The organism is Arthrobacter hankyongi (assembly GCF_022012395.1).
Classification (GTDB): domain Bacteria; phylum Actinomycetota; class Actinomycetes; order Actinomycetales; family Micrococcaceae; genus Crystallibacter; species Crystallibacter hankyongi.
Genome location: NZ_JAKLTQ010000001.1, coordinates 582,986 through 605,524, shown reverse-complemented (window position 1 = coordinate 605,524; position 22,539 = coordinate 582,986). Strand labels below are relative to the sequence as shown.

Sequence of the window (22,539 nt, the reverse complement as noted above, 5' to 3'; positions counted from 1 at the left end):
GGCATTCGCGTCCTTAAAAGCCAAACATTCCGGCACATGATGGTGGCAGGATTGGGCCATGGGTACCTCATTGACCATCGGTTACGCCGCGATGCTGGAGCAGTTCCATCCGAGCGAGGCCGTGGCGCTGTCCGAGTATGCGGAGCAGCGCGGCTTCTCGGGTGTCATGGCCGCGGACCACTTCCAGCCCTGGGTTCCGGCCCAGGGACAGTCGGCCTTTGTCTGGAACGTGCTCACCGCCATCGGCGAGCGGACCCGGGGCGATATGGGGCCCGGGGTCACCTGCCCCACCTTCCGCTGGCATCCGGCGATGGTGGCGCAGGCCTCGGCCACGCTGGCGGCGATGTATCCGGGCCGGCACTGGCTCGGACTGGGCTCGGGCGAGGCGCTGAACGAGCACATCACGGCCCAGTACTGGCCGGAGCCGCCGGAGCGGATCAACCGGCTGTTCGAGGCGATCGAGATCATCACCAAGCTGTTCTCCGCCTCCCTGGCCGGCAAGGACGTGCGGCATCACGGCACCTACTACAGGATGGAGTCCACCCGGCTGTGGACCATGCCCGAGGTGCCGCCGGAAATCCTGGTCGCCACCTCGGGGCCGGTCACGGCCAAGCGGGCGGGCCGATACGCGGACGGGCTGATCACGGTGGGGGCGCCGCTGGAGAAGGTTTCGATGCTCTTCGACCGGTTCGACGCCGGAGCACGGGAAGCGGGGAAGGATCCTTCGGCGATGCCGAAGGTGCTGCAGTTGCACCTCAGCTGGGCGCCGACCTACGAGGAAGCCCTGGCCAATGCCCTGACCGAATGGCCCAATGGCGGCATGAAGTTCCCGAAGGGCGATATCCGCTCGCCCTTCGAAATGGAGCAGATGGCCAAACTTGTCCGGCCCGAGGACTTCGAGGGCCGGCTGGTGATTTCCGAGGAACCGGATGTGCACCGGGCCTACATCCAGAAGTTCGCGGACCTGGGCTTCGATCGGATCTACCTGCACAACGTGGGGCGCAACCAGCGCGAGTGGATCGATGCCTTCGCCGCCCACGTGCTGCCGGGGCTGGTCCGGTGAGCCTGCGCGCGCTGACTGTCTTCGCCGTCGAAGGTATCGGCGAAATATCGGCTGGCGACGATCTGGCCACCATCCTCGCCGTCGCCTGCGGGGACGATCTGGCGGATGGGGACATCCTGGCCGTCACCTCGAAGATCGTCTCCAAAGCCGAAGGGCGGATGCTGCCGGCGGCAGACCGGGAGGAGGCCATCACGGCCGAAACCGTCCGTGTGGTGGCCACCCGCGAGTATCCCGGCGGGGTGACCCGGATCGTGGAGAACCGGCTGGGCATTGTGGCCGCCGCCGCCGGGGTGGATGCCAGCAATACCCCGAAGGGTACTGTCCTGCTGCTGCCGGTCGATCCGGACGCCTCGGCGCGCCGGCTCCGGGCGGAGCTGGGCCGGCGCTGCGGGGTGAATGTCGCCGTCGTCATCACCGATACGCTCGGCCGGCCCTGGCGGCGGGGCCAGACGGACGCTGCGATCGGGGTGGCGGGCATGGCGCCGCTGCTGGACCTGCGCGGCGGCATGGACAGTGCCGGCCGCCGGCTGAGCGCGACCGTGACGGCGGTCGCGGACGAGGTTGCCGCGGCGGCGGACCTGGTCAAGGGCAAGACCAGCGGCTGCCCGGTGGCGGTGCTGCGCGGGCTGGCGCGGCTGGTGGCAGCCCCGGCCGACGGCGTCCGGCCGCAGGAGGCCGGGGCCGCGGAGCTGATCCGGCCGGCCGAACAGGACATGTTCCGGCTCGGGACGGCGGAGGCGAAGGCCGCGGGCTGGCAGGAGGGATACGACGCCGGCTATGCCGCCGGCAGCGGGCTGACCGCGACCAGCGGCCTGCCGGTGGCCGGGTGCTCGAGCACCACCGCGTCGACTCCGTAGACGTTCCGGACCAGCTCCGGCGTCAGTACCGCCGCCGTGGAGCCGGACACGGCCCGCACAGTCATCCCGCCGCCCGCCAGATCGGCGAACAGGTCCATGGCGGCCCTGCGGGAAATGCGCGCGGTGGCGAATTGGCACCGGCCGGGGCCTGTCGACGCCGTCGATCAAGGGATAGAGTCAGCCGCACCACTGACCACAGGGAGGAAAGATGGCGATCGTTCGCGTTGCACTGACCCAGACCAGCTGGACCGGTGACGAGGAATCGATGATCCGCAAACACGAGGACTTCGTCCGCAAGGCAGCGGCCGAAGGCGCCCAGGTGATCTGCTTCCAGGAACTCTTCCACGGCCCGTACTTCGGGATCGTGCAGGACGCCAAGTACTACGACTTCGCGCAGAAGGTGCCCGGCCCGCTGACCGAGCGCTTCGGCAGGCTCGCCGCCGAGCACCACATGGTGATCATCCTGCCGGTCTACGAAGAGGAACAGCCGGGGATCTACTACAACACCGCGGCGGTGATCGATGCGGACGGGACCTATCTGGGCAAGTACCGCAAGAACCACCTGCCGCATGTGGAGAAGTTCTGGGAAAAGTTCTACTTCCGCCCGGGCAACCTGGGCTGGCCGGTCTTCGAGACCGCCGTGGGCACCATCGGCGTGGCCATCTGCTATGACCGGCACTTCCCGGAAGGCTGGCGGGTGCTGGGCCTGAACGGGGCGCAGATCGTGTTCAACCCCAATGCCTCCAAGCCCGGCCTGTCCAACCGGCTGTGGGAACTCGAGCAGCCCACCGCCGCCGCGGCCAACGGCTACTACGTTGTGGTGCCGAACCGGGTGGGCTCCGAGTCGAACGAATTCGGTGAAGAGGCGGTGAACTTCTACGGCACCTCCTATGTTGCGGACCCGCAGGGAAACTACGTCGGCGAGCGTGGCAGCGGGCAGGACGAGGAAATACTGATCCGGGACCTGGAAATGGACCTGGTGCGCATCGCGCGCAACAGCTGGCAGTTCTACCGGGACCGCCGGCCGGACACCTACGCGCCGATTGTTGCCCCCTAACCTGCCGGCCGGAATCCCGACCCGAGAGGAGAAGCTCTGATGCCTACGACCCTGATTACCGGCGGCACCGTGGTCAGCTCCACCGGCCGCAGCGAAGCCGATGTGCTGGTGGACGGCGGGAAGATCGCCGCGGTGCTGGCCCCCGGCTCGGTCCTGCTGGGCAGCGACCTGAAGTCCTCGGTGGACACCGTCTTGGACGCCACGGGCAAGTACGTGATCCCCGGGGGCATCGACGCCCACACCCACATGGAAATGCCGTTCGGCGGCACCATGGCCAGCGACACCTTCGAGACCGGCACCCGGGCGGCGGCCTTCGGCGGCACGACGACGATTGTGGACTTCGCCATCCAGAGATACGGCGAGCGGGTGATGGACGGCCTCGGCGCCTGGCACGAGAAAGCCGCCGGGGAGTGCGCCATCGACTACGGCTTCCACCAGATCATCGGCGACGTGAATGATGATTCGCTCAAGGCGATGGAATCCCTGGTGGACGAGGGCGTCTCCAGCTTCAAGCTGTTCATGGCGTACCCCGGCGTTTTCTACAGTGACGACGCACAGATCTACAAGGCGATGCGGGTGGGCGCCGGAACCGGCCTGCTGACCATGATGCACGCCGAGAACGGCCCGGCCATCGACGCGATGGTGGCGGAGCTGCTGGCCCAGGGCAAGACGGACCCGTACTACCACGGCGTGGCCCGGGCCTGGCAGATGGAGGAGGAGGCCACCCACCGGGCGATCATGCTGGCCAACCTGACCGGCGCCCCGCTGTACGTGGTCCATGTCTCCGCCAAGCAGGCCGTCGAGCAGGTGGCGGCGGCGCGCAACCACGGGCAGAACGTCTTCGCCGAGACCTGCCCGCATTACCTCTACCTCTCGCTGGAGGACCAGCTCGGCGCCGCAGGGTTCGAAGGGGCCAAATGGGTCTGCTCCACCCCGCTGCGCTCGAAGCAGGAGCACCACCAGGACCAGCTGTGGCAGGCGCTGCGCACCAACGATGTGCAGACGGTCGCCACCGACCACTGCCCGTTCTGCATGAAGGGCCAGAAGGACATGGGTGTGGGGGACTTCTCCAAGATCCCCAATGGCATCGGCGGGGTGGAGCACCGGCTGGACCTGATGTACCAGGGCGTGGTGGACGGCAGGATCTCGCTCGAGCGCTGGGTGGAGATCACCAGTACCACGCCGGCACGGATGTTCGGCCTGTACGGCCGCAAGGGCGTGATCGCCCCCGGCGCGGACGCCGACGTCGTGATTTATGACCCAAACGGCCACACCTCGATAGGGGTGGGCAAGACACACCACATGAACATGGACTATTCGGCCTGGGAAGGCTACGAAATCGACGGCCACGTGGACACGGTCCTCTCGCGCGGCCGCGTCATCATCGACGACAACCAGTACCTGGGCAGCAAGGGCCACGGACAATACGTCAAACGAGCCTTGAGCCAGTACTTGATCTAGGGGGCAGCCATGGAGTTTGGAGTGGTACTGCAGTGCAACCCGCCGGCGGCCCGCACGGTGGCGTTGGCGAAGCGGGCCGAGGAACACGGGTTCGACTACGTGTGGACCTTCGACTCGCACCTGCTCTGGCAGGAACCGTATGTGATCTACAGCCAGATCCTGGCTGAAACACGCACCGTCAAGGTCGGCCCGATGGTCACCAACCCGGCCACCCGGGACTGGACCGTGACGGCGTCGATCTTCGCCACGCTGAACCAGATGTACGGGAACCGGACGGTGTGCGGCATCGGCCGCGGGGACTCGGCGGTCCGGGTGACCAATGGCGCGCCGGCCACACTGAAGACGCTGCGCGAATCCATCCATGTGATCCGCGAGCTGGCCAATTCCCGCCCGGTCGACTACAAGGGCGCCACCTTGCAGTTCCCGTGGAGCCAAGGCTCCGAGCTGGAGCTGTGGGTGGCCGCTTACGGGCCGCTGGCGCTGAAGCTGGCCGGCGAGGTGGGGGACGGCTTCATCCTGCAGCTGGCGGACGTGGACATTGCCGAGTGGATGATCCAGAGCGTCCGCCAGGCTGCCGCCAACGCCGGACGGGACCCGCAGGCCCTCGAATTCTGTGTGGCCGCCCCGATGTACGTCGGCGAGGACTGGGGACACATGCGCGACCAGTGCCGCTGGTTCGGCGGCATGGTGGGCAATCACGTGGCAGACATCGTGGCGAAATACGGGGACAGCGGCGCCGTGCCGCGGGCGCTCACGGATTACATCGCCGGCCGCGAAGGCTACGACTACAACGAGCACGGCCAGGCCGGCAACATCCACACGGCCTTCGTCCCGGACGAGATCGTGGACCGGTTCTGCGTGCTCGGCAGCGCGGAGGAGCACATCGGCAAGCTCAAGCAGCTCAAGGAGCTGGGGGTGACCCAGTTCGCCGGCTACCTGCAGCACGACAACAAGGAGGAAACCCTGCGGGTCTACGGCGAGACCATCATGCCAGCGCTGCGCGAGCACGTGGTCGCCAAGGCCTGAGCGCGCCGGCGTGCCGCGGACCCGCGTGCCTTCCTGCCCACTGTTGAATCGGAGCTGCCGCATCGTCCCACGTCAGCCCGTTGCTTGACGCGTAAAGCAGGGGGCGGAGGCCCGAAAGTGGGCGCGGCGGCACGTGGCGACAGGCACGACGGCGGTGGCTTCAGATGGGCGCGGTGAAGCGGGCTGCAGCCTCCGCCGGCGTGCCGCGGGCCCGCGTGCCTTCCCGCCCACTGTTGAATCGGAGCTGCCGCATCGTCCCACGTCAGCCCTTTGCTTGACGCGTAAAGCAGGGCGCGGCGGCCCGAAAGTGGGCGCGGCGGCACACGGCGACAGACACGACGGCGGTGGCGGCGACCTAACCCGGCGAAGTTTGTTAGCATTGCTAATAAGCAGTGCTAATAAATTCGCCCGATCCGCCGGGAGGTCCAATGAACGTGCAACCCGTTTCCCTAGGCTCGGAGGATGCTCTCCGGCCCGATGTCCTGGCCGTGGATCTGCGGATCGCGGTGATGCGCACGTCCCGGCGGCTGCGCACCGAGGCCAGCGGCGATATCGTTCCGCCCGGCCAATACGCGGTCCTGGCCCATCTCACCGGCGGCCCGCGGACCCTGCGTGAGCTGGCCGAGCGGGAGCAGGTGCAGGCGCCGTCGATGACCCGGATTGTCAACGGCCTGGTGGAGCAGGGCTATGTGGCCCGCGAGCCGCACCCCGCGGACGGGCGGCAGATCCTGGTCCGCATTACCGGCTCCGGCGAGGCGGTGCTGTCCGAGGCCCGCAGCCACCGGACCGCCTGGCTGGCCCGGCGGCTGGCCGAATTCGACGACGACGACCGCCGGATCCTGAGCCGGGCGGCCCACCTGATGCAGGAGATGAGCGCCAGATGAGCAGCACCTTCCGCGCCTTGGCGGTGCGCAACTACCGGCTTTGGGTCTCCGGCGCCTTGGTGTCCAACGTGGGCACCTGGATGCAGCGGGTGGCGCAGGACTGGCTGGTGCTGACGGTGCTGACGGACCATTCCGGCACCGCCGTGGGCATCACCACCGGCCTGCAGTTCCTGCCGATCCTCTTCCTTGGCCCGTACGCCGGACTGATGGCGGACCGGCACTCCAAGCGCCGGATGCTGCTCGTCACCCAGACGGCCATGGGCCTGTGCGCCCTGGTGCTCGGGCTGCTGGTAGTCACCGGTGCCGCGCAGTTGTGGCATGTCTACGCCATCGCCCTGGCATTGGGCATCGGCAGCGCCTTCGATGCGCCGGCCCGCCAGGCCTTCGTCTCAGAGGTGGTCGGACAGGAGGACGTGCCCAACGCCGTCGCCCTCAACGCCGCGTCCTTCAACCTGGCCCGGCTCGCGGGTCCGGGTCTGGCCGGGCTGTTGATCGCCTGGCTGGGCACCGGACCGGCCTTCCTGGTCAACGCCGCCAGCTTCGCCGCCGTCATCCTGTCCCTCTGGCGGATGCGCACGGCCGAACTGTTCCCGTCGGTACGCGCCAAACGAGGTAAGCACCAAGTCGTCGAAGGCCTGCAGTATGTGCGCGGCCGGCCGGACCTGATGCTGATCTTCGTCCTGGTCGGGCTGATGGGTACCTTTGGTATGAACTTCCAGATCACCAATGCGCTGATGGCGACTTCCGTGTTCGGTAAGGGATCGGGCGAATACGGGCTGCTGGGGTCCGTGATGGCCGTGGGTACACTGGCGGCAGCGCTGCTGGCGGCCCGGCGGAAGGGTCCGCGGATGCCGTACCTGGTGGGCGGGGTGATCGCTTTCGGGATCTTCGCCATCGTCTCCTGCCTGATGCCCGGCTACTGGTTCTACATGGTGTCGCTGGTCCCCGTGGGGCTGGCCATGCTGACTGCGCTCAACAGCGCCAACACCAGCATCCAGCTCTCGGTCGAGCCGCACTTCCGGGGCCGGGTGCTGGCGCTGTACATGGCGGTGATGCAGGGCGGTACGCCGTTCGGGGCTCCGCTGATCGGCTGGATCGGCACCGAGTTCGGAGCCCGCTGGGCCGTGGCGGTCTGCGGCATCATCCCGTTGCTGGCGGGGCTGTGTGCGCTGGTCCTGCTCAGCCGGCGCAGCGGCGTGGCCCTGCGCACCCGGGTCCGCAGCCTCTCGCAGCGCCGGCTGGCCGCCCGGAGTTCCAGCCGAGGCTAGTCCGGCCGCCCGGTCCCGTCCGCAGGGCCCGGTCCCGTCCGCTACCGGGCCGCCCGGGAACTGCGGCGCAGCGAATCCGCCAGTGCCGCGGTCCCGGACTGCTCCAGCCGCACGATGACCTCCTCGGGCCACATCGGACGACCGAAGTAGAAGCCCTGGGCATTCAGGCCGTGGCAGCCGGCCAGCCACTGAACCGTCTGCGCGGTCTCGACACCCTCGATCACCACATCCACCTGCAGCGCCCGGAACATCGAGATCAGGTGGCTGACCACGATATTCCGGGCACTGCCGGCGTCCTCGCGGATCAGCGAACGGTCCACCTTGACAATGTCGAAGTCGAACTCGGTCAGGGCATTCATCGACGAATAGCCCGAGCCGAAATCGTCCACGGCGATGCGGAAGCCCTCCCGGCGCAGCCAGGCCAGTTCCAGGCGCGCCTGGTCCGAGAGGGTGTCGAGCGAGTTCTCGGTCAGCTCCACGATGACGTTCAGTTCCGGTGCCTCGGCGCGCAGTTGCTGCAGCCGCTTCAGCACCGCCGAGCCCGGTTCGAGCTGGCCGAGCTCGACGTTGAGGGAGATTGAGCGGATTGCGCTGACGGCCGTGACCGCCCGCATGGCTTCGAGCGTGCCGTCTATCACCTGGCCGGTGAGCTCGTCGAGCAGCCCGAGCCGGCGGGCCTCGGCCACCAGCCGGTCGGCCGGAATACTGCCCAGCTGCTCGTCCTCGTAGCGCACCAGCGCCTCGAAGCCGACGATCGCGTCCAGATCCAGGGCGATGACGGGCTGGAGCGCAACCCGCAGCAGACCCTGGCGGACGCCGCGTTCCACGGCGGCGGTGAGGCCCACGGCAGGTTCCGCGCCGGACAGCCCGTCCTCACGTAGCTGCTGCTGGAGCCGCTTGGTGGCGTACATTCGGGAGTCTGCGCCCTGCATCAGCTCCTCGAAATCCGCGGCGGGCCGCGCCGAGAAGGCAGTGCCGGCGCTGGCCTGCACCTGCAGCCGGCCATTGGCTATCCACATCGGGCGGGCGATCTCTTCGGCGATCCGGATGGCGGCCGCCTGCGCATCGGCCTCGGTGGCCAGATGCCGCAGGACCACAACGAACTCGTCGCCGCCGATCCGGGCGGCCACGTCCCCGGGGCGGATCGCCGCCCGGATCCGCTGCGCGGTGGTGACCAGGACCTGGTCCCCGGCGTCGTGCCCGTACCGGTCATTGACGGCCTTGAACTCGTCCAGATCCAGATAGACGACGGCAATCGCCTCGCCGGCGTCCCGGCCGGCGTTGATTTCCTCCAGCCGCTTCCACAGGGTCCGGCGGTTGCCCAGTCCGGTGAGTGCGTCCGTTTCCGCCTGGTAGGTGAGTTCGCTGATCAGTTCGCGCTGCCGGACCATGCCGTTGCCCAGATGCGCCAGCGCGTCCAGGACCTGCTCGTCCTCTTCGGCGAATTGTGCGCCGCCGGCGCGGGACGCCACCAGGTAGCCGCCGGATCCGTTCCACCGGTCCATTTCGACGCCGATTTCCCTGGCCCCGGGCCCCTCGTCCCGGAGCGCCACCTGGTCCGCCCGCACCGAGGCACTGACCGCTTCAAGCAGGATCCGCTCGGCCCCCTCATTGGTCCAGGGCAGCTGACGGGCGGCCCCGACCAGGCCGGTCAGCCTGCGGCGCAGTTCCCGGTTCCGCAGCCAGCCGGTGACCGCCAGGGCCAGCAGGCAGACCGACGTCAGGAACAGCACCTCGAGCAGTTCCGGGTCCGCGGCCGCATGCGGCAGGGCCGTGAGGTAGTAGCCGCCCAGGCAGATCAGCAGGTTCACGCCGAGGGTGCCGGCCGCGTACCTGGCGTCGACGCCGTTGCGGAACGTGGCGGGCATGCCGGCGGCGGTGGCGAGGACCCGGTCGGTGGCAACGGCGGCGGCCATGTAGGCCGCCCAGGCGGCGGTCACTGCCGCAGGCCACCACACCGGCGCGGCCAGCAGAATCTGGAACACGGCGATGAAGACGGCGGCGGAGGCCACCTTGCTCAGGAGCCAGTACAGGTCCATCGGTTTCCAGCGGCGGAAGACCAGCAGCGCTGCCAGCATGCCGCCGGCAAACACCGCCAGCGGCTGGTGCCACGGGGCCGCCGGGTGGTTGCAGACCAGGACGGCGGCGCCCAGGGCAACGGTGCTTTGCCGCTGCATGATCGGAGTATCCATGCGCAGCTGCCAGGCCAGCACCAGCACGGCCAGCGAGGCTGCCGCGGCCAGCTCCAGCTGCGGCGGCTCGGCGATGGTCCGCAGGCCTGCCAGTCCCAGCAGCACCAACCCGGCGCCGGCGATGGCGGAGGCTGCCGCGCGGCACAGCACAGTTGCCGCCCGGCCCGGCCTCGTCGCCGGCTGGCCCGGGGCTGCTGCCGGTCCCGAAGCCGTCATGGTGTTGCCGGCATACCGGCTCCGCCTTCCCCTTGGTTGTACGATTCACTTCCATCCTAGGGAGTGTCGACGTTCGGTGCCTGCGCGGCGCGGACAGCGCCCGCACATCCGGTGCCGGTCAGGAAGGGTGCAGGGCCGGAGCTAGGGGAGCACTGGGCTGCGCCGGGTGTAGCCCGGCCTCAGCCGCACGCCGTCGTCGCCGATGCCGGCTACATCCTCCCAGAGGACCAGGAAGGTCCCCCTGCTCCACCACCGCTCGAGCCTGCCGATCGGCCACGGGGCGGTCAGGCCTCGGCGCTCATAGCCCAGGTAGGAGGCTCGGTGGAACCTGGGGTTGACCAGGAAGCCGTACAACCGGGCCTGCGCGAGCGAGGCTTCGGAGGCCGGGAGGCCGTCCAGCACGAACCGCGCGTCGGTGACCTTGCCCACCTTGGCGCCGGTCCCGTCCAGCACGTCCCGGCCCAGCAGGTCACTGAGGATCATGGCTGCCTCCGGGAATCCTGCCGATGATATGCCGGTGCACCCAGCGTTCGGTCCAAAGCAGGTCCAGGTCCTCGCCGTGGATGTTCAGCCGCAGTACCGTGCCCAGTTCCGCCACATGGCGCCAGGCAATCCGCTTCAGCCGCGACGACGGCGGCCGGCCGCCGAACATGCGCGTGGCCAGTACCGCCCCGGCCACCAGGTTGGTGATCACCGGCGCCGGCGTGCCGTCGGGAAAGGGGCCCTCGGGGAGGTCCGAAAGCTCGATGTCGTCCACCGCGGTGACCGGCAGTTTGTCCACATCCAGCACCTGCCGGTCAAGGATGTGCAGCACCGCGTCGAAGGTCTTGCCGCCACCGGTCATGAGCCTGCTCCCGTCACAATCATCAGGGGAACGGCCGCCACCGCGGCGGCCAGGATGACCACCAGGAACACCGTGCCCAGGAGGTTGGTGGTCCGGCCGTTGACCCGTTCGCCCATATATTCCGGGTCGTTGGCGATGATCAGGATGGGGATGTAGGTCAGCGGCAGCGCGATGGCGGAAAAGACCACCGAGTATTCGGTCACCTGGACCGGATCCACCCCGGTCATCAGCACGGCAACGCCGATCAGCAGGCCCACGATCATGGTCAGGTGGAACCGGGCAGCCTGCACCGGACGGCGGAATTTGCCCCAGGACCAGCCGAAGTACTGCGCCAGCGTGTAGCCGCTGGAGAGCGTGGTCTCCAGCGCCGCACCGAAGGTGGCCGCCAGGATGCCCACCAGCACGAAGGCCAGGGCCAGCTTGCCGCCGGCCTGGGCCACCGGCAGCACGACCTGCGACAGCGAGGTGACGCCGATCTGCGCCGGAAGCAGCACGACGGCGGCACAGCCCGCAATGGCGATGGAGAGCAGGCCGCCGAGCGGGAAGCCGACCAGGACGTTGACCCGGGACTGGTTCAGGTCCTTCACCGTCCACTTCTCCTCCACCGCTCCCGAGGAGAAGAAGAACACCTCATACGGGGTCATCGCCGCGCCGAACAGGGCGACGGCGTAGTACCAGTAGGTGGCCGGCTCCTCGCCTTCCGGCACGGTGGGCGCGGCCGCCTGGCCGGCCAGTTGCGGCCAATCCGGATTCAGCATGAACAGGGCGACGGCGAAGACAATCAGGGTCAGGCCCAGCAGCCCGGCGACATTTTCCAGGATCTTGAACTTCACCCGCCAGACCACCAGCCAGACGGCGACGGCGGCCACCGGAACCCAGGCCAGGTAGTGCACGCTGCTGGCCAGCTGCAGGGTCAGTGCGATGCCGCCGACTTCGGCCGTAAGGGTCATCAGGTTGATCAGGAACGAGGCGGCCAGGTTCGACGCCGAGGCGCGCGGGCCGAGCCGCTCGCGGATGATTTCGAAGGTAGTGCGGCCGCTGACCGCCGCCACCCGGCCGGACATCTGCGCGAACAGGCAGATGCCCACGATGCCGAGCAACGTCACCCAGACCAGGCCCAGGCCGAAGCGGGAGCCGACGACGGCGTTGGTGACCAGGTCGCCAATGTCCACGAACCCGCCGATGGCGGTCAGGATGCCCAGTGCCAGGCCGAGCAGCTTCTTCACGGCTTCAGCTCCTTGCCCAGCCGGGACAGCTCGGCGGCCTGGTGCTCCAGGTCCAGCACGGCGGCTTCCCGCTCTGCCGCGCTCCCGCCGGCCAGCGTCAACCGGGCCGCCTGCAGGCTGTGCAGTGTGCGGTCCAAGGCCTGCAGCACCTCCTGCTGCCGGGCCAGTTCGGTGCCGTCGGAGGGTTCCTGGGAAGCGGCAGACTGGTAGGCCTTGACCGTCTCGTCCAGCATGTTTTCGGCGGTAGTCTCCGCCACTGCAGCGGTGGCCCGGCCGCTGGTCTCGAGCCGCAGCGCGAGCGCCAACGACGACGCCGCGGACGAGGCTTCGTCCGCGGACTTGCCCAGCGGGCCGGAAATCCCGCTGCTGCAGGCGGCAATCAGCAGCAGCATGGCGGCGGCGAGCACCGGCCGGGCTGCTGCCCGGCCGGTGCGGGTCCGCCGGATCCCGGTGCGGTCCACTGCCGCGCGCTTCAGGCCGCCGGCATCGCCCCGGACAGTGTGCCGGCAGCGGTTTCCCGGGCCGGCTGCGTCCGGAACTTGGGCTTGCCGCTCATCGCCCGCCTGTCGAAGCCGGGACCGCTGTCCGTCCGCCGGATTGCTGCCGGAACCGGCGGGTACCGGTCTGGTGCCGGGAGTCGACGGATTTGAGGAAACGCTTGCGCTGCGTGGACGGGACGAGCCGGATGTACGCCGGATGGGACACGATATGCTTCCTGCTTTCGTGGCAGAACGGCAGCACTGACAGGCGCCTGCGGTGCGCGTCGGTCAGCGCCTTCTGGACCAGAGCGTCCTTCAACCCTGACGACCGGGACCCGTGGTATTCGGCGTCGACCACCAGATCAAGCAGCCACATCTGGCCGTTCAGGATCCGGTAATGCAAGGACCCGGCCACCGCTCCGTCGACGTACGCGTCGAACTTGGACTCGTCAAAGTTATTGCGGATAACGGGCATGCATCTCTCCTCATCTTGTGCCCCGGCCCTTTGGAGGGTGGGGCCGGGCTCCGACATGATCAGATTGCTTACGATGTAAGAAAAGCATGCTTAGTATCTGTGTGCCAAGCTTAAATCCCCACCGGGCGTGTTGCGCGCCGGGGATTGCGTCGCCGGGCTCAGGGTGCGAGGGCTTCCAGCCGGTCCATCAGGTTTTCCAGGGATTCCTCGAACTCCTGTGCCGAGCGGTCCTCGGAGAGCAGGTCCTGCAGTTGCTGCAGCAGGGGATAGCCGTCCAAGTCCGCGCTTGCCGGAGGGTGGGGGTCGGCCTCCTCGACCGGGCCGACGTCGGCACCCAGGGCTGCGACTTCCAACAGCAGGTGGCCGAGCAGGAAGCTGCTGAAAGCCCGGTAGGTGGCCACTGCCGCGCGGTCGGAGAAGCCTGACGAGGTCAGGGCCGCCAGGAAAGATTCAACCCAGCGCAGGCTGCGCAGCGGCGGCCGCACCCACGGTGCCTCGGTGGGCCGGGTGGCCACTAACGGGAAGACCTGGGGGTGCTTCAATGCCAGGCGGCGCAGGCCGTGGGCCAGGCGCAGCAGGTAGTCCTGCCAGCCGTGGCGCGGTTCCACGTAGACTTCGGGATCACCGTAGAGCTCGTCGATGACCGTCTCGACAATGCCGTCGAGCAGGCTTTCGCGCGAGGGGACGTAGCGGTACAGCGACATCGCTTCGACGCCGAGTGCGGAGCCCAGCCGCCGCATGGTCAGTTGCCGGGCGCCGTGCTGCTCGATGAAGTCCACGCCGGCCTGGAGGATCCGCTGCCGCTCCAGCCGGGGTTTTTCGGGACCCGCGCGGTCCGGCTCCGGCCCGGGGCTTGGATTGGATTCGAGCATGTTCCGTGCCTCCCTCAGGCTTGCCGTCCAGCCTACGCCCGGTCCGGAAAAGTGGAAACGCCAGCCTCTTTACGGAGGACGCCAAGGTTGGAGGCTTACAATGTAAATACAGTGCCCGGCAGGCTCTCGGCCGTCGCACGCAGCAGATAGGAAGTGCAAGATGGAAGACCGCTTGAAGCAGGTGTGGGCGGCCTCGGCGGCAGTCGAGACACTGCAGGTCGAAATGGACCAGGCCAAGGCGCGGCTGGATGCTGCGATTGATGAAGCGGTGCAGGCTGGCGTGGCTCCGGAGGCCGTCAGCGGCGCGGCAAATCTGGCCCCGCTGGATGTCGGGCAGGACGACGCGCCGTTGAGCGAGGAGCCGGCCTAAGGCCGGCTCGGGATCCGGGGAGGCAGCCGCCGGCCGCGGATCCCCGCCTGGCTCAGCCGGCCCTGCCGAGCAGTTCCTCCAGCCGGTCGTAGCCTTCGGCCATGCCGGACTCCATGCCGCCGGCGAGGTAGCGTTCGCGGTCCTCGAGGGTGGGGAAGACGGAGTGTCCGGCGAGCCGGCAGCGGCCGCCGGCCAGGTCCTCGAACCGCGTGTACTCCAAGGTGACCACGTCCGGAAAGCCTTCGTACTCGAATGTCATCAGGATGAACTCGTTGTCGCGGACCGTGTGGAAGACACCGTGGAAGGCGTGCTCGACGCCGTCGTCCCCGTGCTGGACGAAGCGGAAGGATCCGCCGCTGCGGCAGTCCAACTGCTCGACGCGGGTGGTCAGCCCTCGCGGCCCGATCCACTGCCCGTACAGGGCAGGGTCAGCGTGGGCGCGGAAAACCGCCGCGGCGGGGAAGTCGAATTCGCGCTTGTAGTCGCTATACGGGGCGGCCTGCGGACTGGTCAGCTGCAGTGCATTGTTCACGGCGGCCTCCTTAGCGTGCCTGGGTGAGCCGGGCCAGGACTTCCTCGAGCCGTTCATAACACTCGGACAGGCCCGATTCCATGCCGGAGGCTGCCATCCCGTCGCGCGCTTCCTGGCTCGGATACACGCAGTGGCCGCGCAGCCTGCTGCGCCCGTTGCCCAGATCCTCGAAGGTGAGGAACTCGATGCTGACCACATCCGGGTAGCCGCTGAACTCGAAGGTCTGGACGGCGAAGTCGTTCTCGCGGACGGTGTGGAAGACGCCGCTGAACCCGTAGGAGATGCCGTCCGGGCCGGTGTGGTGGTAGAGATAGCTGCCGCCGGTACGGAAATCGTAGGTGTCGATGTCCACGGTCATGCCCCGGGGGCCCAGCCACTGGGCAACCAGCGCAGGGTCGGCGTGGGCGCGGAAGATGTCGCCGACGGGATAGTCGAAGTCCCGCTCGTAATCAATGAACGGGACGCCGTCGGGGACGGTCAGTTGCAGGGCGTTGCTCATGGCGTGTCCTTCGGGTCGGTGCCGCCTGCGGCGGATTGGCTGCCGAGCACGGCGTCGAGGGCGCGGAACTGCCGTTCGCGGACCAGCCGGTACTGGTCGATCCACGCGGTGAGCGCTTCCAGCCGTGCGGGATTGAGGTGGACGGGCCGGCGCTGGGCCTCGCGGGTGCGCGTGACCAGTTGTGCCTGCTCGAGGACCTGGATGTGCTTCGAGACCGCCTGGGTGGTGATCGCGAAGGGTTCCGCCAGCTCATTGACCGTGGCCGGACCGCGGCTGAGCCGGGCGATGATGCGGCGGCGGACCGGATCGGCCAAGGCCAGGAAGGCCTTGTCGAGCAGTTCGTCGTCGCCGGAGTCCATCCCTATTCAACTTCTTTCTTTATCAACCTTTCGATTGAATACAACGCTACGCCTGTCTGCCGGGCAGATCAAGGGGGAGTGCGACGGCGGCGCAGTAGTGTCGTGCAGTTGCTACGGCGAGTGGCTGGCATGGCCGCTGTTACCGCTGCCGCTGCCGGGGCTCGAGGCGTCAGTGACGCGGTACCGGACCTGCATGCCGGCGCTGATGTGGTCGTTGACGTGGCAGCGGAACAGCCAGGTGCCCACGTCGTCGGGAATCATGTCGGCCACCACCATGCTGGCCGGCAGCAGGTTTACGACCTCCATGCGCTTCCCGAGCACGGTCACGGTGTTGGCGTGCCAGTGCGTCGGAGGCAGCCCGCCTGAATCACACTCTGCGCGTCAGCATGGGCCGCACATCCGAAAGCTCGTCCTCTGCAGGAAGCGCCGTGTTGACGCAGTTCCCTGACGAGATCTGCCGTTTGACTTGCTCAAGCTCATCCTTGAGCAGGTCAACGGTGGCACGGTATTTTTCGAAGTCCGCCGTTCGGCGCCTGGCCACGGTGTAACGGATGCCGGCGGCGAGAATGGCCAGCGGGAACGACACCAGCAGGGCCCAGCCGGACGCGGCCAGGAAGTCCAGCGCCACGGGAAGTGCCTGCTTGAATGCCAGGAAATCGTTCACCCCACCGACCACTGAGTTCAGCGCGGAGTCCAGAGGACCCAGGAACCGCCCCACGACAGGCGTCCCGGAAAACGACGGAGCGCTCAGCGGCGGTTCTCCACCCGCGGACCAGCGCGAATCACCGAAATGATTCAGGACGTAGATCCCGGCACCCGCGTTCAGGGCCGCGAAGAGCAGGACCGAACCAAGCGCAGTCCAATGAAGCCCGCGCGGACGCCAGACGCCGGCCCAAGCGCGAAGGCCGCGGCCGCAATCCAACACAAGATGCGAAGTTCGTCGCGGCTCATGCCGCCCAGTAGATCCAAGGAATTCCCCGCCCCTTACCGTTGGAATCAATTCTTGATCCGGTCCGAAGCGAGCGTATCCCAGCCACCCCGGGCATCTGAACGGGGCCGGAAATGATCGACACACTCAAACGCTGGCATAGTGGCGAAGCTCGATAAATAGTTTTCGTTTCGTCTTTGATCCGGACCGTTCTCGTAGCCACTACTCAACGCTGCGGCTGCGTCCCATCCGCTAAGTCTGTTGAAGCAGCATTGCGGCGCCTGCAGGCCCGGTGGCTTTAGTAACGAACCCTAGTGCTCCGGGCCCGCCGGCAACACCGGCAGCACGGGCACCTCCGGCAGGTCGGCCGGCCCTGTCGGCCGGGGGAGGACCGGCACCTTCGGTCCGGGGTGGCCGGACTTTTCACTGCCCACTCCGGGAACGCCGGAGGGCGCCGGCAGGTCAGGGACCAGCGGCAGCTCGTTCCGCTCCTTCGCGGACTCCTTGGCTGCCTCTCCGGGCGGGGTGGAGGGTTTCCCGGTGCCAGCTGCCGGAGCCGTCGCGGTGCCTGCAGGGCTTGCGGACTGCCGGTCCGGGGCCGGGGTCTGTGTGCCGGCTTTGGTGGGGGTCGGCTGGGCCTGGTCGCCGTGGCCGGGCGTGGTGGCGTCCGGTACCGGCTGCACGGGTGTCTGGGGGCCGGCCGCCGGGGCGAAGATTCCGACGACGTGCCGGACCGCCTGGTCCGCCGCCGCGTGGAACTGGGGATTGGCGGCGGCAACGCCGGAGACGCCCAGGCCCGTCGCGGCGGCGACGGCCAGGCCGATCACCAGCCCCTTGGTGGTCCGTCGCCGGCCGCGCAGCGGCACGACGGCCGGGGCCGTGGTTGCCGGGATCATGAACGCGGCAAGTTCGGCGGACGGTGCCGGAACCGGGGCCGAGCCGGCCGCGCGCATTTCCAGCAGTGAAGCCTGAAGGGGCAGCGAGGTGCCGACACCGGATTCGTCCAGCAGCTGCCGGATGAACTGTTCGTCGTTCGGGGGAACCGCAGTCACACCAGTGCCTCCTTCCTTTCGATCAGCGACTTGAGTTTCAGCAGGCCACGCCGCTGAAGCTGTTTGATGGACCCGGTCGATTTGCCCATGATCTCCGCGACCTGCTCCAGCGACAGATCGGCCACGATCCGCAGCAGCAGGACCTCGCGCTGATCCGGGTTCAGCGCCTTCAACTGCTTTCCCACGTCGCTTGCGGCTAATGAATCCAGCACCGCCTCCTCGGCAGAGCCGGTGGTCCGGGGGTCGGCTCCGGGATCGTAGTCCGCGAAGCCGGGGTGGCGGGCACGCCGGCGGACTTCGTCGACATAGCGGGCGTGGGCCACCGAGAAGGTAAAGGTCCGCAGTCCCTGCCAGCCGCCGCGTACGGTGCCGATGCGGGAGAAGACGGTGAGGAAGACCTCCTGGACCGAAGCTTCGGTGTCCTCCATGCCTCGTGCCCTTAAATAGCCGGTGACGCCGGGGGCCAGGGTGGTGTAGATGCTGCTGAAGGCTGCGGGGTCCCCGCTTTGCGCAGCGGACAGCACGTCATCCGGGAGGGCATGGGCCAAGATGGTTTCCTTCAGGTTGCGGCCGGGTGCGGCCGCCGCCGTCGCGGCCGCCGCACCCTCGCCTCAAGAGTCTACTTTCCGGCTGCGTCCTCGGCAGACACGTCCAGGCGGGCATCGACGCGCGCCTTGGCCGCCTCGGCAGCTGCATCCAGATGCGCCTGCGCCTCGGCGCTGGTGGCCGGCACCTTCGGCAGGGCCGGCACGGCGGGTACGGCGGACTTGCCGTCCGTCGCCGGGACGGCGGGCACGGCGGGGGTCACGACGGCGCCGGTGTCGACCTTCGCCTTCACACCGGCCTCGCCGCCGTTGACAGATGCGTCGGCAGCGGCGCCGGCGGCCTTCGTGTCCGCCTCGACCCCGGCCTTCGCCTCGGCGTCGACGTCGGCCTTGCGGTCCACGGCGTCATCGGCGGCCGGAACGGCGGGAACCGCGGGAGTGGCCGGGACGGCGCTTTCGCCGTCGGCTGCCGGAACGGCGGGCACGGCCGGGGTGGCCGGGGTGGTGACGGAGCTTTCGGTATCGGCAGTGGAAGTCAGGCCCGGCGCGGCGACGGCGGCACCGGCACCTCCGACGGCGATGAGTGCGGCGAGTGCGGCGCCCTTGACGGGCAGGCTCAGTGTGCGGAAACGGTTAATCATTACTTCCCTCATGCGTAGTAGCGACGGCAGCCGCCGGCCGGATGATGGCTGTGCGGGGCCCGTACACGCAACTAATCGAAGGAGCCGGCCCGCAGGTTACGCCCGCCGGAAAACTTTTTGTCAGCCGCAGGAACCTACCCGGATCCGTGTGACGCAAACTACACTGGCTGGACCATGACCCAGCACCTGAGCCATGAGGCGCGCCCGGCGGACCCGCGCCCTGAACGCTCCATCGAGCCACCGCACAGGCAGGCCAAGACCTTGAAGTTCACGACCCGCGGCATTCCGGCGGTCAACCGCATGCAGCTTTGGGCACACCACAATGCCAAGGCCTTGATCTCCCTGGACATCCGCACCATGGACGAGCAGCCGCTGCAGGCCGCCGAGATCAACCTGCATTTTCCGTCGCTGAAGTTCGCTGAGGTCAAGGGCAGCGCGCAGGTGGTGGAGCGCAACGAACGGTACATCCGGCAGAACCCGATGGACGTGATCGCGGTGTTCTTCGCGCTCGAGGGCGAGGCGTTCTTCTACCACCAGGGCGGCCACGAGTCGCTCAAGCCCGGCCAAGCCGTGATCTACGATGCCGACCGTCCCTTCATGCGCGGGTTCAGCCGCGGCTTACGTGAGATGGTGCTGACCATCCCGCGCGGGGAGTACCTGGAGTTGGCCGGCGGCAGGCCGTTGACCCGGCCTCTGGTGTTCGACTTCAACGAGGCGGCTCCGGCCAACCGCCAGATGATGGCACTGGCCCGGCTGGTGCGCAGCACGCTGGAGCAGCCGGGGGACCCGGAACGAACCGAGGGCTCCGTGATGGAGCTGCTCAGCCTGCTGGTGGCCGGGGACCGCGGCGGCGCCGGTGCCGGCTACCTGGCCGCCGCCCGCTGCTATATCGAGGACCGGCTCTCGGACCCGGCGCTGACCGCAGGCGAGGTTGCCGCCGCGGTGGGCGTAAGCGAACGCCATCTGGCACGCATCTTCACGGAGGCGGGCGAGGCCCCGAGCGCCTTCGTGCTGAGCCGCCGGCTGGAAACGGCACGCGGCATCCTCACCGACCCGCATCAGCGGACGACGCCGGTGGGCCGGGTCGCGGCGATGTGCGGCTTTGCCTCGCAGAGCTATTTCGCCAGGGCCTTCAAGGTCAGGTTCGGCATGACGCCGCTGCAGCTGCGCAGGGACGCCCTCCTCGGCGTGATCCTCTAGCGGCGGTTTTTGCACTCAGCCGACACTTTTTGGCACGCAACGGACAGGCTGCTTGTCAGCCGCCCACTGTGATTGTGATCCACGGCACTCTGGGGTGACAGCGGCAGACGCCGCACCTCAGACCAGGAGCACACAATGTCCGAAGCACCAGCCATTGATCCGCGGGACCTGCGCCACGCGTTCGGCCGCTTTGGCACCGGCGTCACGGTTGTGACCACCCGGGCCGACGACGGCGAGGCGCACGGCGCCACCGTCAGCGCGTTCACCGCCGTCTCGTTGGACCCGCCGCTTGCGCAGGTCACCCTGATGCGCAGCTCGAAGCTGTCCCGCTATGTCGAGGGCAGGCCGTTCGCCATCAATGTCATGAGCCTGAGCCAACTGGACACCTGCCTGCATTTTGCCGGCAAGCCCATGGCGGGCAGTCCGGCCTGGGGCGCAGGTACCACCGGCGTACCGGTACTGGCCGGCAATGCTGCCACGCTCGAGTGCCGCCCGTGGAACGTCTACGACGGAGGCGACCACGCGATCGTGGTCGGCGAGGTGGTCTCGCTGGAGATCAACCCGGTCGAGCCTCTGCTGTTCTTCGGCGGCAAGTTCCACCACCTCGGCGGGCTGGTCGGTGGCTCCCCTTGGGAGCAGTGCGGGGACGGCCACGGCGGGCAATGGTTCGCCGGCGCCGAATCCCTCAGGGTGCTGGCGCCAGTCTAGCGGCCGAGGGCCCCGCCGCTAGCTTGCGAACGGGGAGGCCGGTAGGCGCTAGCGGTGGAGACCGGTAGACGCTAGCCGGCCCAGCAACTCAGCAGACCCAAGATTCCAAAACCCCGCCGTCGGCAAGGATGCCGCGGCTTCCCGGAAGGACAATTGCCATGACCGAGACCATTGAAACCCCCCTTGCAGCCGAGGTGCCGGATATGTCGGTGCGGACCACGCCGGCTGATCCGCTCAAGCCGCAGACCGGGGATGAGTACATCGAGTCCCTGCGGGACGGCCGGGAGGTGTGGATCTACGGCGAGCGGGTGAAGGATGTCACCACCCATCCGGCGTTCCGCAATTCGGTGCGGATGGCCGCCCGGCTCTATGACGGGTTCCACGCCCCGGAGACGGCCTCGAAGCTGTTGGTGCCCACCGATACCGGGTCCGGCGGGCTGACCCACCCGTTCTTCAAGGCCGCCCGGTCCGTCGAGGACCTGAAGGCCTCGCGGACCGCGATCGAGACCTGGGCGCGGATGTCCTATGGCTGGCTGGGCCGCTCCCCGGACTACAAGGGCGCGTTCCTGGGGACCCTGGGCGGGATGCCGGAGTTCTACGAACCGTATAGCGAGAACGCGCTGCGCTGGTACCGCGAGTCCCAGGAGAAGGTGCTGTACTGGAACCACGCGATCATCAACCCGCCGGTGGATCGGCACCTGCCCCCGGACCAGGTGGGGGACGTGTTCATGAAGGTGGAGAAGGAGACCGACGCGGGCCTGGTGGTCTCCGGGGCCAAGGTCGTGGCCACCGGCTCGGCGATCACCCAGTACAACTTCATCGCCCACTACGGGCTGCCGATCAAGAAGAAGGAGTTCGCGCTGATCTGCTCGGTGCCGATGGACGCGCCGGGGGTGAAGCTGATCTCGAGGGCCTCCTACTCCCACCAGGCGGCGGTGATGGGCACCCCGTTCGACTACCCGCTCTCCAGCAGGCTGGACGAGAACGATTCGGTGTTCGTCTTCGATAAGGTGCTGATCCCGTGGGAGAACGTGTTCGCCTACGGGGACGTGGAGAAGATCAACAACTTCCTGCCGCAGACCGGGTTCCTCAACCGGTTCACCTTCCAGGGCGTGATCCGCCTGGCCGTGAAGCTGGACTTCATCGCCGGGCTGCTCCTGAAGGCCCTGGAGATCACCGGCACCAAGGACTTCCGCGGCGTGCAGGCGAGGGCAGGGGAGGTGATCGGCTGGCGGAACATGTTCTACGCGCTGGCCGACGCGATGGCCCTGAACCCGGACCCCGGCCCGGGCGGGACGGTGCTGCCGAAACTCGACTACGGGCTGGCCTACCGGATGTTCATGGCCACCGGCTACCCGCGGATCAAGGAAATCATCGAGCAGGACGTCGCCTCGGGGCTGATCTACCTCAACTCTTCCGCCCATGACTTCAAGACCCCCGAGATCCGGCCCTACCTCGACAAGTACGTCCGCGGCTCCGACGGGATCCAGGCGGTGGACCGGGTGAAGCTGATGAAGCTGCTCTGGGACGCGATTGGCACCGAGTTCGGCGGCCGGCACGAACTCTACGAACGCAATTACGCGGGCAACCACGAGAACGTCAAGGCCGAAATCCTCTTCGCCGCCCAGGCCCAGGGCACCACCGGCATGATGACCGGCATGGCCGAAACCTGCATGGCCGAATATGACCTGGACGGCTGGACCGTTCCGGACCTGATCAACAACCACGACGTCAGCATCTTCGGCCGCAAATAACCGCCGGCACGATCCAGGCAAAGGAGGAGCC

At 68.1% G+C, this 22,539-nt stretch carries 26 protein-coding genes; 11 read left to right on the top strand and 15 right to left on the bottom strand.

Going from position 1 to position 22,539, the window contains the following annotated elements; genetic code table 11:
- The first annotated feature begins 58 nt into the window (after positions 1 to 58).
- The 7 genes from LVY72_RS02745 (at position 59) to LVY72_RS02715 (ending at position 7,616) form a co-directional block, all read left to right on the top strand.
- Entirely contained in the window at positions 59 to 1,063 is a 1,005-nt protein-coding gene (locus tag LVY72_RS02745) for a TIGR03557 family F420-dependent LLM class oxidoreductase (protein ID WP_237817913.1), read from the top strand.
- Entirely contained in the window at positions 1,060 to 1,920 is an 861-nt protein-coding gene (locus tag LVY72_RS02740) for a coenzyme F420-0:L-glutamate ligase (RefSeq protein ID WP_237817912.1), read from the top strand. Before LVY72_RS02745 ends, LVY72_RS02740 begins: the two co-directional genes overlap by 4 nt.
- Positions 1,921 to 2,128: 208 nt before the next feature.
- On the top strand, positions 2,129 to 2,977 hold the full coding sequence (locus tag LVY72_RS02735; RefSeq protein WP_237817911.1) for a nitrilase-related carbon-nitrogen hydrolase: 849 nt from the start codon (positions 2,129 to 2,131) through the stop codon (positions 2,975 to 2,977).
- A 39-nt stretch (positions 2,978 to 3,016) separates the two neighbouring features.
- Positions 3,017 to 4,438, top strand: coding sequence for a dihydropyrimidinase (hydA, locus tag LVY72_RS02730; RefSeq protein ID WP_237817910.1), 1,422 nt, complete (start codon positions 3,017 to 3,019; stop codon positions 4,436 to 4,438).
- A 9-nt stretch (positions 4,439 to 4,447) separates the two neighbouring features.
- Complete coding sequence (locus LVY72_RS02725; protein WP_237817909.1) at positions 4,448 to 5,464, top strand: TIGR03842 family LLM class F420-dependent oxidoreductase; 1,017 nt, start codon at positions 4,448 to 4,450, stop codon at positions 5,462 to 5,464.
- Positions 5,465 to 5,892: 428 nt separating this feature from the next.
- A complete protein-coding gene (locus LVY72_RS02720; protein WP_237817908.1) occupies positions 5,893 to 6,348 on the top strand; it encodes a MarR family winged helix-turn-helix transcriptional regulator in 456 nt (151 codons plus the stop codon).
- Positions 6,345 to 7,616 carry an MFS transporter gene (locus tag LVY72_RS02715; RefSeq protein ID WP_237817907.1) on the top strand — a complete coding sequence of 424 codons (1,272 nt, stop codon included), beginning with the start codon at positions 6,345 to 6,347 and terminating at the stop codon, positions 7,614 to 7,616. The genes LVY72_RS02720 and LVY72_RS02715 overlap by 4 nt, the downstream gene beginning before the upstream one ends.
- 41 nt (positions 7,617 to 7,657) lie before the next feature.
- On the opposite strand, the gene LVY72_RS02710 is transcribed toward LVY72_RS02715, so the two are convergent.
- From LVY72_RS02710 to LVY72_RS02680, 7 genes are all read right to left on the bottom strand, one after another.
- Entirely contained in the window at positions 7,658 to 10,024 is a 2,367-nt protein-coding gene (locus tag LVY72_RS02710; protein WP_237817906.1) for a putative bifunctional diguanylate cyclase/phosphodiesterase, read from the bottom strand.
- Positions 10,025 to 10,165: 141 nt separating this feature from the next.
- On the bottom strand, positions 10,166 to 10,507 hold the full coding sequence (locus tag LVY72_RS02705; RefSeq protein WP_237817905.1) for a PRC-barrel domain-containing protein: 342 nt from the start codon (positions 10,505 to 10,507) through the stop codon (positions 10,166 to 10,168).
- Positions 10,494 to 10,868 carry a hypothetical protein gene (locus tag LVY72_RS02700; protein ID WP_237817904.1) on the bottom strand — a complete coding sequence of 125 codons (375 nt, stop codon included), beginning with the start codon at positions 10,866 to 10,868 and terminating at the stop codon, positions 10,494 to 10,496. The genes LVY72_RS02705 and LVY72_RS02700 overlap by 14 nt, the downstream gene beginning before the upstream one ends.
- The gene (locus tag LVY72_RS02695; RefSeq protein WP_237817903.1) at positions 10,865 to 12,094 is read right to left on the bottom strand and encodes an Nramp family divalent metal transporter; all 1,230 of its coding nucleotides are present in this window, start codon (positions 12,092 to 12,094) and stop codon (positions 10,865 to 10,867) included. The genes LVY72_RS02700 and LVY72_RS02695 overlap by 4 nt, the downstream gene beginning before the upstream one ends.
- The gene (locus LVY72_RS02690; protein ID WP_237817902.1) at positions 12,091 to 12,555 is read right to left on the bottom strand and encodes a hypothetical protein; all 465 of its coding nucleotides are present in this window, start codon (positions 12,553 to 12,555) and stop codon (positions 12,091 to 12,093) included. Before LVY72_RS02690 ends, LVY72_RS02695 begins: the two co-directional genes overlap by 4 nt.
- Before the next feature lie 91 nt (positions 12,556 to 12,646).
- Complete coding sequence (locus LVY72_RS02685) at positions 12,647 to 13,048, bottom strand: GNAT family N-acetyltransferase (protein WP_237817901.1); 402 nt, start codon at positions 13,046 to 13,048, stop codon at positions 12,647 to 12,649.
- A 158-nt stretch (positions 13,049 to 13,206) separates the two neighbouring features.
- On the bottom strand, positions 13,207 to 13,920 hold the full coding sequence (locus LVY72_RS02680; protein WP_237817900.1) for a TetR/AcrR family transcriptional regulator: 714 nt from the start codon (positions 13,918 to 13,920) through the stop codon (positions 13,207 to 13,209).
- A 160-nt stretch (positions 13,921 to 14,080) separates the two neighbouring features.
- On the opposite strand from LVY72_RS02680, the gene LVY72_RS02675 reads away from it, so the two are divergent.
- A complete protein-coding gene (locus LVY72_RS02675; RefSeq protein ID WP_237817899.1) occupies positions 14,081 to 14,290 on the top strand; it encodes a hypothetical protein in 210 nt (69 codons plus the stop codon).
- A gap of 52 nt (positions 14,291 to 14,342) precedes the next feature.
- Here the strand turns inward: LVY72_RS02675 and LVY72_RS02670 are convergent, their stop codons facing one another.
- The 8 genes from LVY72_RS02670 to LVY72_RS02635 all read right to left on the bottom strand — a co-directional run bounded on the left by LVY72_RS02670 (position 14,343) and on the right by LVY72_RS02635 (position 18,846).
- A complete protein-coding gene (locus LVY72_RS02670; protein ID WP_237817898.1) occupies positions 14,343 to 14,822 on the bottom strand; it encodes an SRPBCC family protein in 480 nt (159 codons plus the stop codon).
- Positions 14,823 to 14,832: 10 nt separating this feature from the next.
- A complete protein-coding gene (locus LVY72_RS02665) occupies positions 14,833 to 15,321 on the bottom strand; it encodes an SRPBCC family protein (RefSeq protein WP_237817897.1) in 489 nt (162 codons plus the stop codon).
- The gene (locus LVY72_RS02660) at positions 15,318 to 15,680 is read right to left on the bottom strand and encodes an ArsR/SmtB family transcription factor (protein WP_237817896.1); all 363 of its coding nucleotides are present in this window, start codon (positions 15,678 to 15,680) and stop codon (positions 15,318 to 15,320) included. Before LVY72_RS02660 ends, LVY72_RS02665 begins: the two co-directional genes overlap by 4 nt.
- A 111-nt stretch (positions 15,681 to 15,791) precedes the next feature.
- Positions 15,792 to 15,986: a multicopper oxidase domain-containing protein gene (locus LVY72_RS02655; RefSeq protein ID WP_237817895.1), complete on the bottom strand. Its 195-nt coding sequence runs from the start codon at positions 15,984 to 15,986 to the stop codon at positions 15,792 to 15,794.
- Positions 15,987 to 16,047: 61 nt separating this feature from the next.
- Positions 16,048 to 16,308, bottom strand: a complete 261-nt coding sequence (locus LVY72_RS02650) for a hypothetical protein (protein WP_237817894.1) — start codon at positions 16,306 to 16,308, stop codon at positions 16,048 to 16,050.
- A 611-nt stretch (positions 16,309 to 16,919) separates the two neighbouring features.
- The gene (locus LVY72_RS02645) at positions 16,920 to 17,660 is read right to left on the bottom strand and encodes a hypothetical protein (RefSeq protein WP_237817893.1); all 741 of its coding nucleotides are present in this window, start codon (positions 17,658 to 17,660) and stop codon (positions 16,920 to 16,922) included.
- Complete coding sequence (locus tag LVY72_RS02640) at positions 17,657 to 18,208, bottom strand: RNA polymerase sigma factor (protein WP_237817892.1); 552 nt, start codon at positions 18,206 to 18,208, stop codon at positions 17,657 to 17,659. The genes LVY72_RS02645 and LVY72_RS02640 overlap by 4 nt, the downstream gene beginning before the upstream one ends.
- A gap of 71 nt (positions 18,209 to 18,279) precedes the next feature.
- A complete protein-coding gene (locus tag LVY72_RS02635; protein WP_237817891.1) occupies positions 18,280 to 18,846 on the bottom strand; it encodes a hypothetical protein in 567 nt (188 codons plus the stop codon).
- A gap of 174 nt (positions 18,847 to 19,020) precedes the next feature.
- On the opposite strand from LVY72_RS02635, the gene LVY72_RS02630 reads away from it, so the two are divergent.
- From LVY72_RS02630 to LVY72_RS02620, 3 genes are all read left to right on the top strand, one after another.
- Positions 19,021 to 20,046 (top strand): helix-turn-helix transcriptional regulator, encoded by a 1,026-nt coding sequence (locus LVY72_RS02630; protein ID WP_237817890.1) that lies wholly within the window; start codon positions 19,021 to 19,023, stop codon positions 20,044 to 20,046.
- Positions 20,047 to 20,181: 135 nt separating this feature from the next.
- A complete protein-coding gene (locus tag LVY72_RS02625) occupies positions 20,182 to 20,754 on the top strand; it encodes a flavin reductase family protein (protein ID WP_237817889.1) in 573 nt (190 codons plus the stop codon).
- A gap of 158 nt (positions 20,755 to 20,912) precedes the next feature.
- Positions 20,913 to 22,508, top strand: a complete 1,596-nt coding sequence (locus LVY72_RS02620) for a 4-hydroxyphenylacetate 3-hydroxylase family protein (RefSeq protein ID WP_237817888.1) — start codon at positions 20,913 to 20,915, stop codon at positions 22,506 to 22,508.
- Positions 22,509 to 22,539: the final 31 nt, after the last annotated feature.

What these genes read in the sequence shown, in the direction of transcription:
- LVY72_RS02745 (WP_237817913.1), top strand. Translation starts at nt 59, where the DNA reads ATGGGTACCTCATTGACCATCGGTTACGCCGCGATGCTGGAGCAGTTC.
- LVY72_RS02735 (WP_237817911.1), top strand. Translation starts at nt 2,129, where the DNA reads ATGGCGATCGTTCGCGTTGCACTGACCCAGACCAGCTGGACCGGTGAC.
- hydA (WP_237817910.1), top strand. Translation starts at nt 3,017, where the DNA reads ATGCCTACGACCCTGATTACCGGCGGCACCGTGGTCAGCTCCACCGGC.
- LVY72_RS02725 (WP_237817909.1), top strand. Translation starts at nt 4,448, where the DNA reads ATGGAGTTTGGAGTGGTACTGCAGTGCAACCCGCCGGCGGCCCGCACG.
- LVY72_RS02720 (WP_237817908.1), top strand. Translation starts at nt 5,893, where the DNA reads ATGAACGTGCAACCCGTTTCCCTAGGCTCGGAGGATGCTCTCCGGCCC.
- LVY72_RS02715 (WP_237817907.1), top strand. Translation starts at nt 6,345, where the DNA reads ATGAGCAGCACCTTCCGCGCCTTGGCGGTGCGCAACTACCGGCTTTGG.
- LVY72_RS02710 (WP_237817906.1), bottom strand. Translation starts at nt 10,024, where the DNA reads ATGACGGCTTCGGGACCGGCAGCAGCCCCGGGCCAGCCGGCGACGAGG.
- LVY72_RS02705 (WP_237817905.1), bottom strand. Translation starts at nt 10,507, where the DNA reads ATGATCCTCAGTGACCTGCTGGGCCGGGACGTGCTGGACGGGACCGGC.
- LVY72_RS02700 (WP_237817904.1), bottom strand. Translation starts at nt 10,868, where the DNA reads ATGACCGGTGGCGGCAAGACCTTCGACGCGGTGCTGCACATCCTTGAC.
- LVY72_RS02685 (WP_237817901.1), bottom strand. Translation starts at nt 13,048, where the DNA reads ATGCCCGTTATCCGCAATAACTTTGACGAGTCCAAGTTCGACGCGTAC.
- LVY72_RS02680 (WP_237817900.1), bottom strand. Translation starts at nt 13,920, where the DNA reads ATGCTCGAATCCAATCCAAGCCCCGGGCCGGAGCCGGACCGCGCGGGT.
- LVY72_RS02675 (WP_237817899.1), top strand. Translation starts at nt 14,081, where the DNA reads ATGGAAGACCGCTTGAAGCAGGTGTGGGCGGCCTCGGCGGCAGTCGAG.
- LVY72_RS02665 (WP_237817897.1), bottom strand. Translation starts at nt 15,321, where the DNA reads ATGAGCAACGCCCTGCAACTGACCGTCCCCGACGGCGTCCCGTTCATT.
- LVY72_RS02660 (WP_237817896.1), bottom strand. Translation starts at nt 15,680, where the DNA reads ATGGACTCCGGCGACGACGAACTGCTCGACAAGGCCTTCCTGGCCTTG.
- LVY72_RS02655 (WP_237817895.1), bottom strand. Translation starts at nt 15,986, where the DNA reads ATGGAGGTCGTAAACCTGCTGCCGGCCAGCATGGTGGTGGCCGACATG.
- LVY72_RS02635 (WP_237817891.1), bottom strand. Translation starts at nt 18,846, where the DNA reads ATGATTAACCGTTTCCGCACACTGAGCCTGCCCGTCAAGGGCGCCGCA.
- LVY72_RS02630 (WP_237817890.1), top strand. Translation starts at nt 19,021, where the DNA reads ATGACCCAGCACCTGAGCCATGAGGCGCGCCCGGCGGACCCGCGCCCT.
- LVY72_RS02625 (WP_237817889.1), top strand. Translation starts at nt 20,182, where the DNA reads ATGTCCGAAGCACCAGCCATTGATCCGCGGGACCTGCGCCACGCGTTC.
- LVY72_RS02620 (WP_237817888.1), top strand. Translation starts at nt 20,913, where the DNA reads ATGACCGAGACCATTGAAACCCCCCTTGCAGCCGAGGTGCCGGATATG.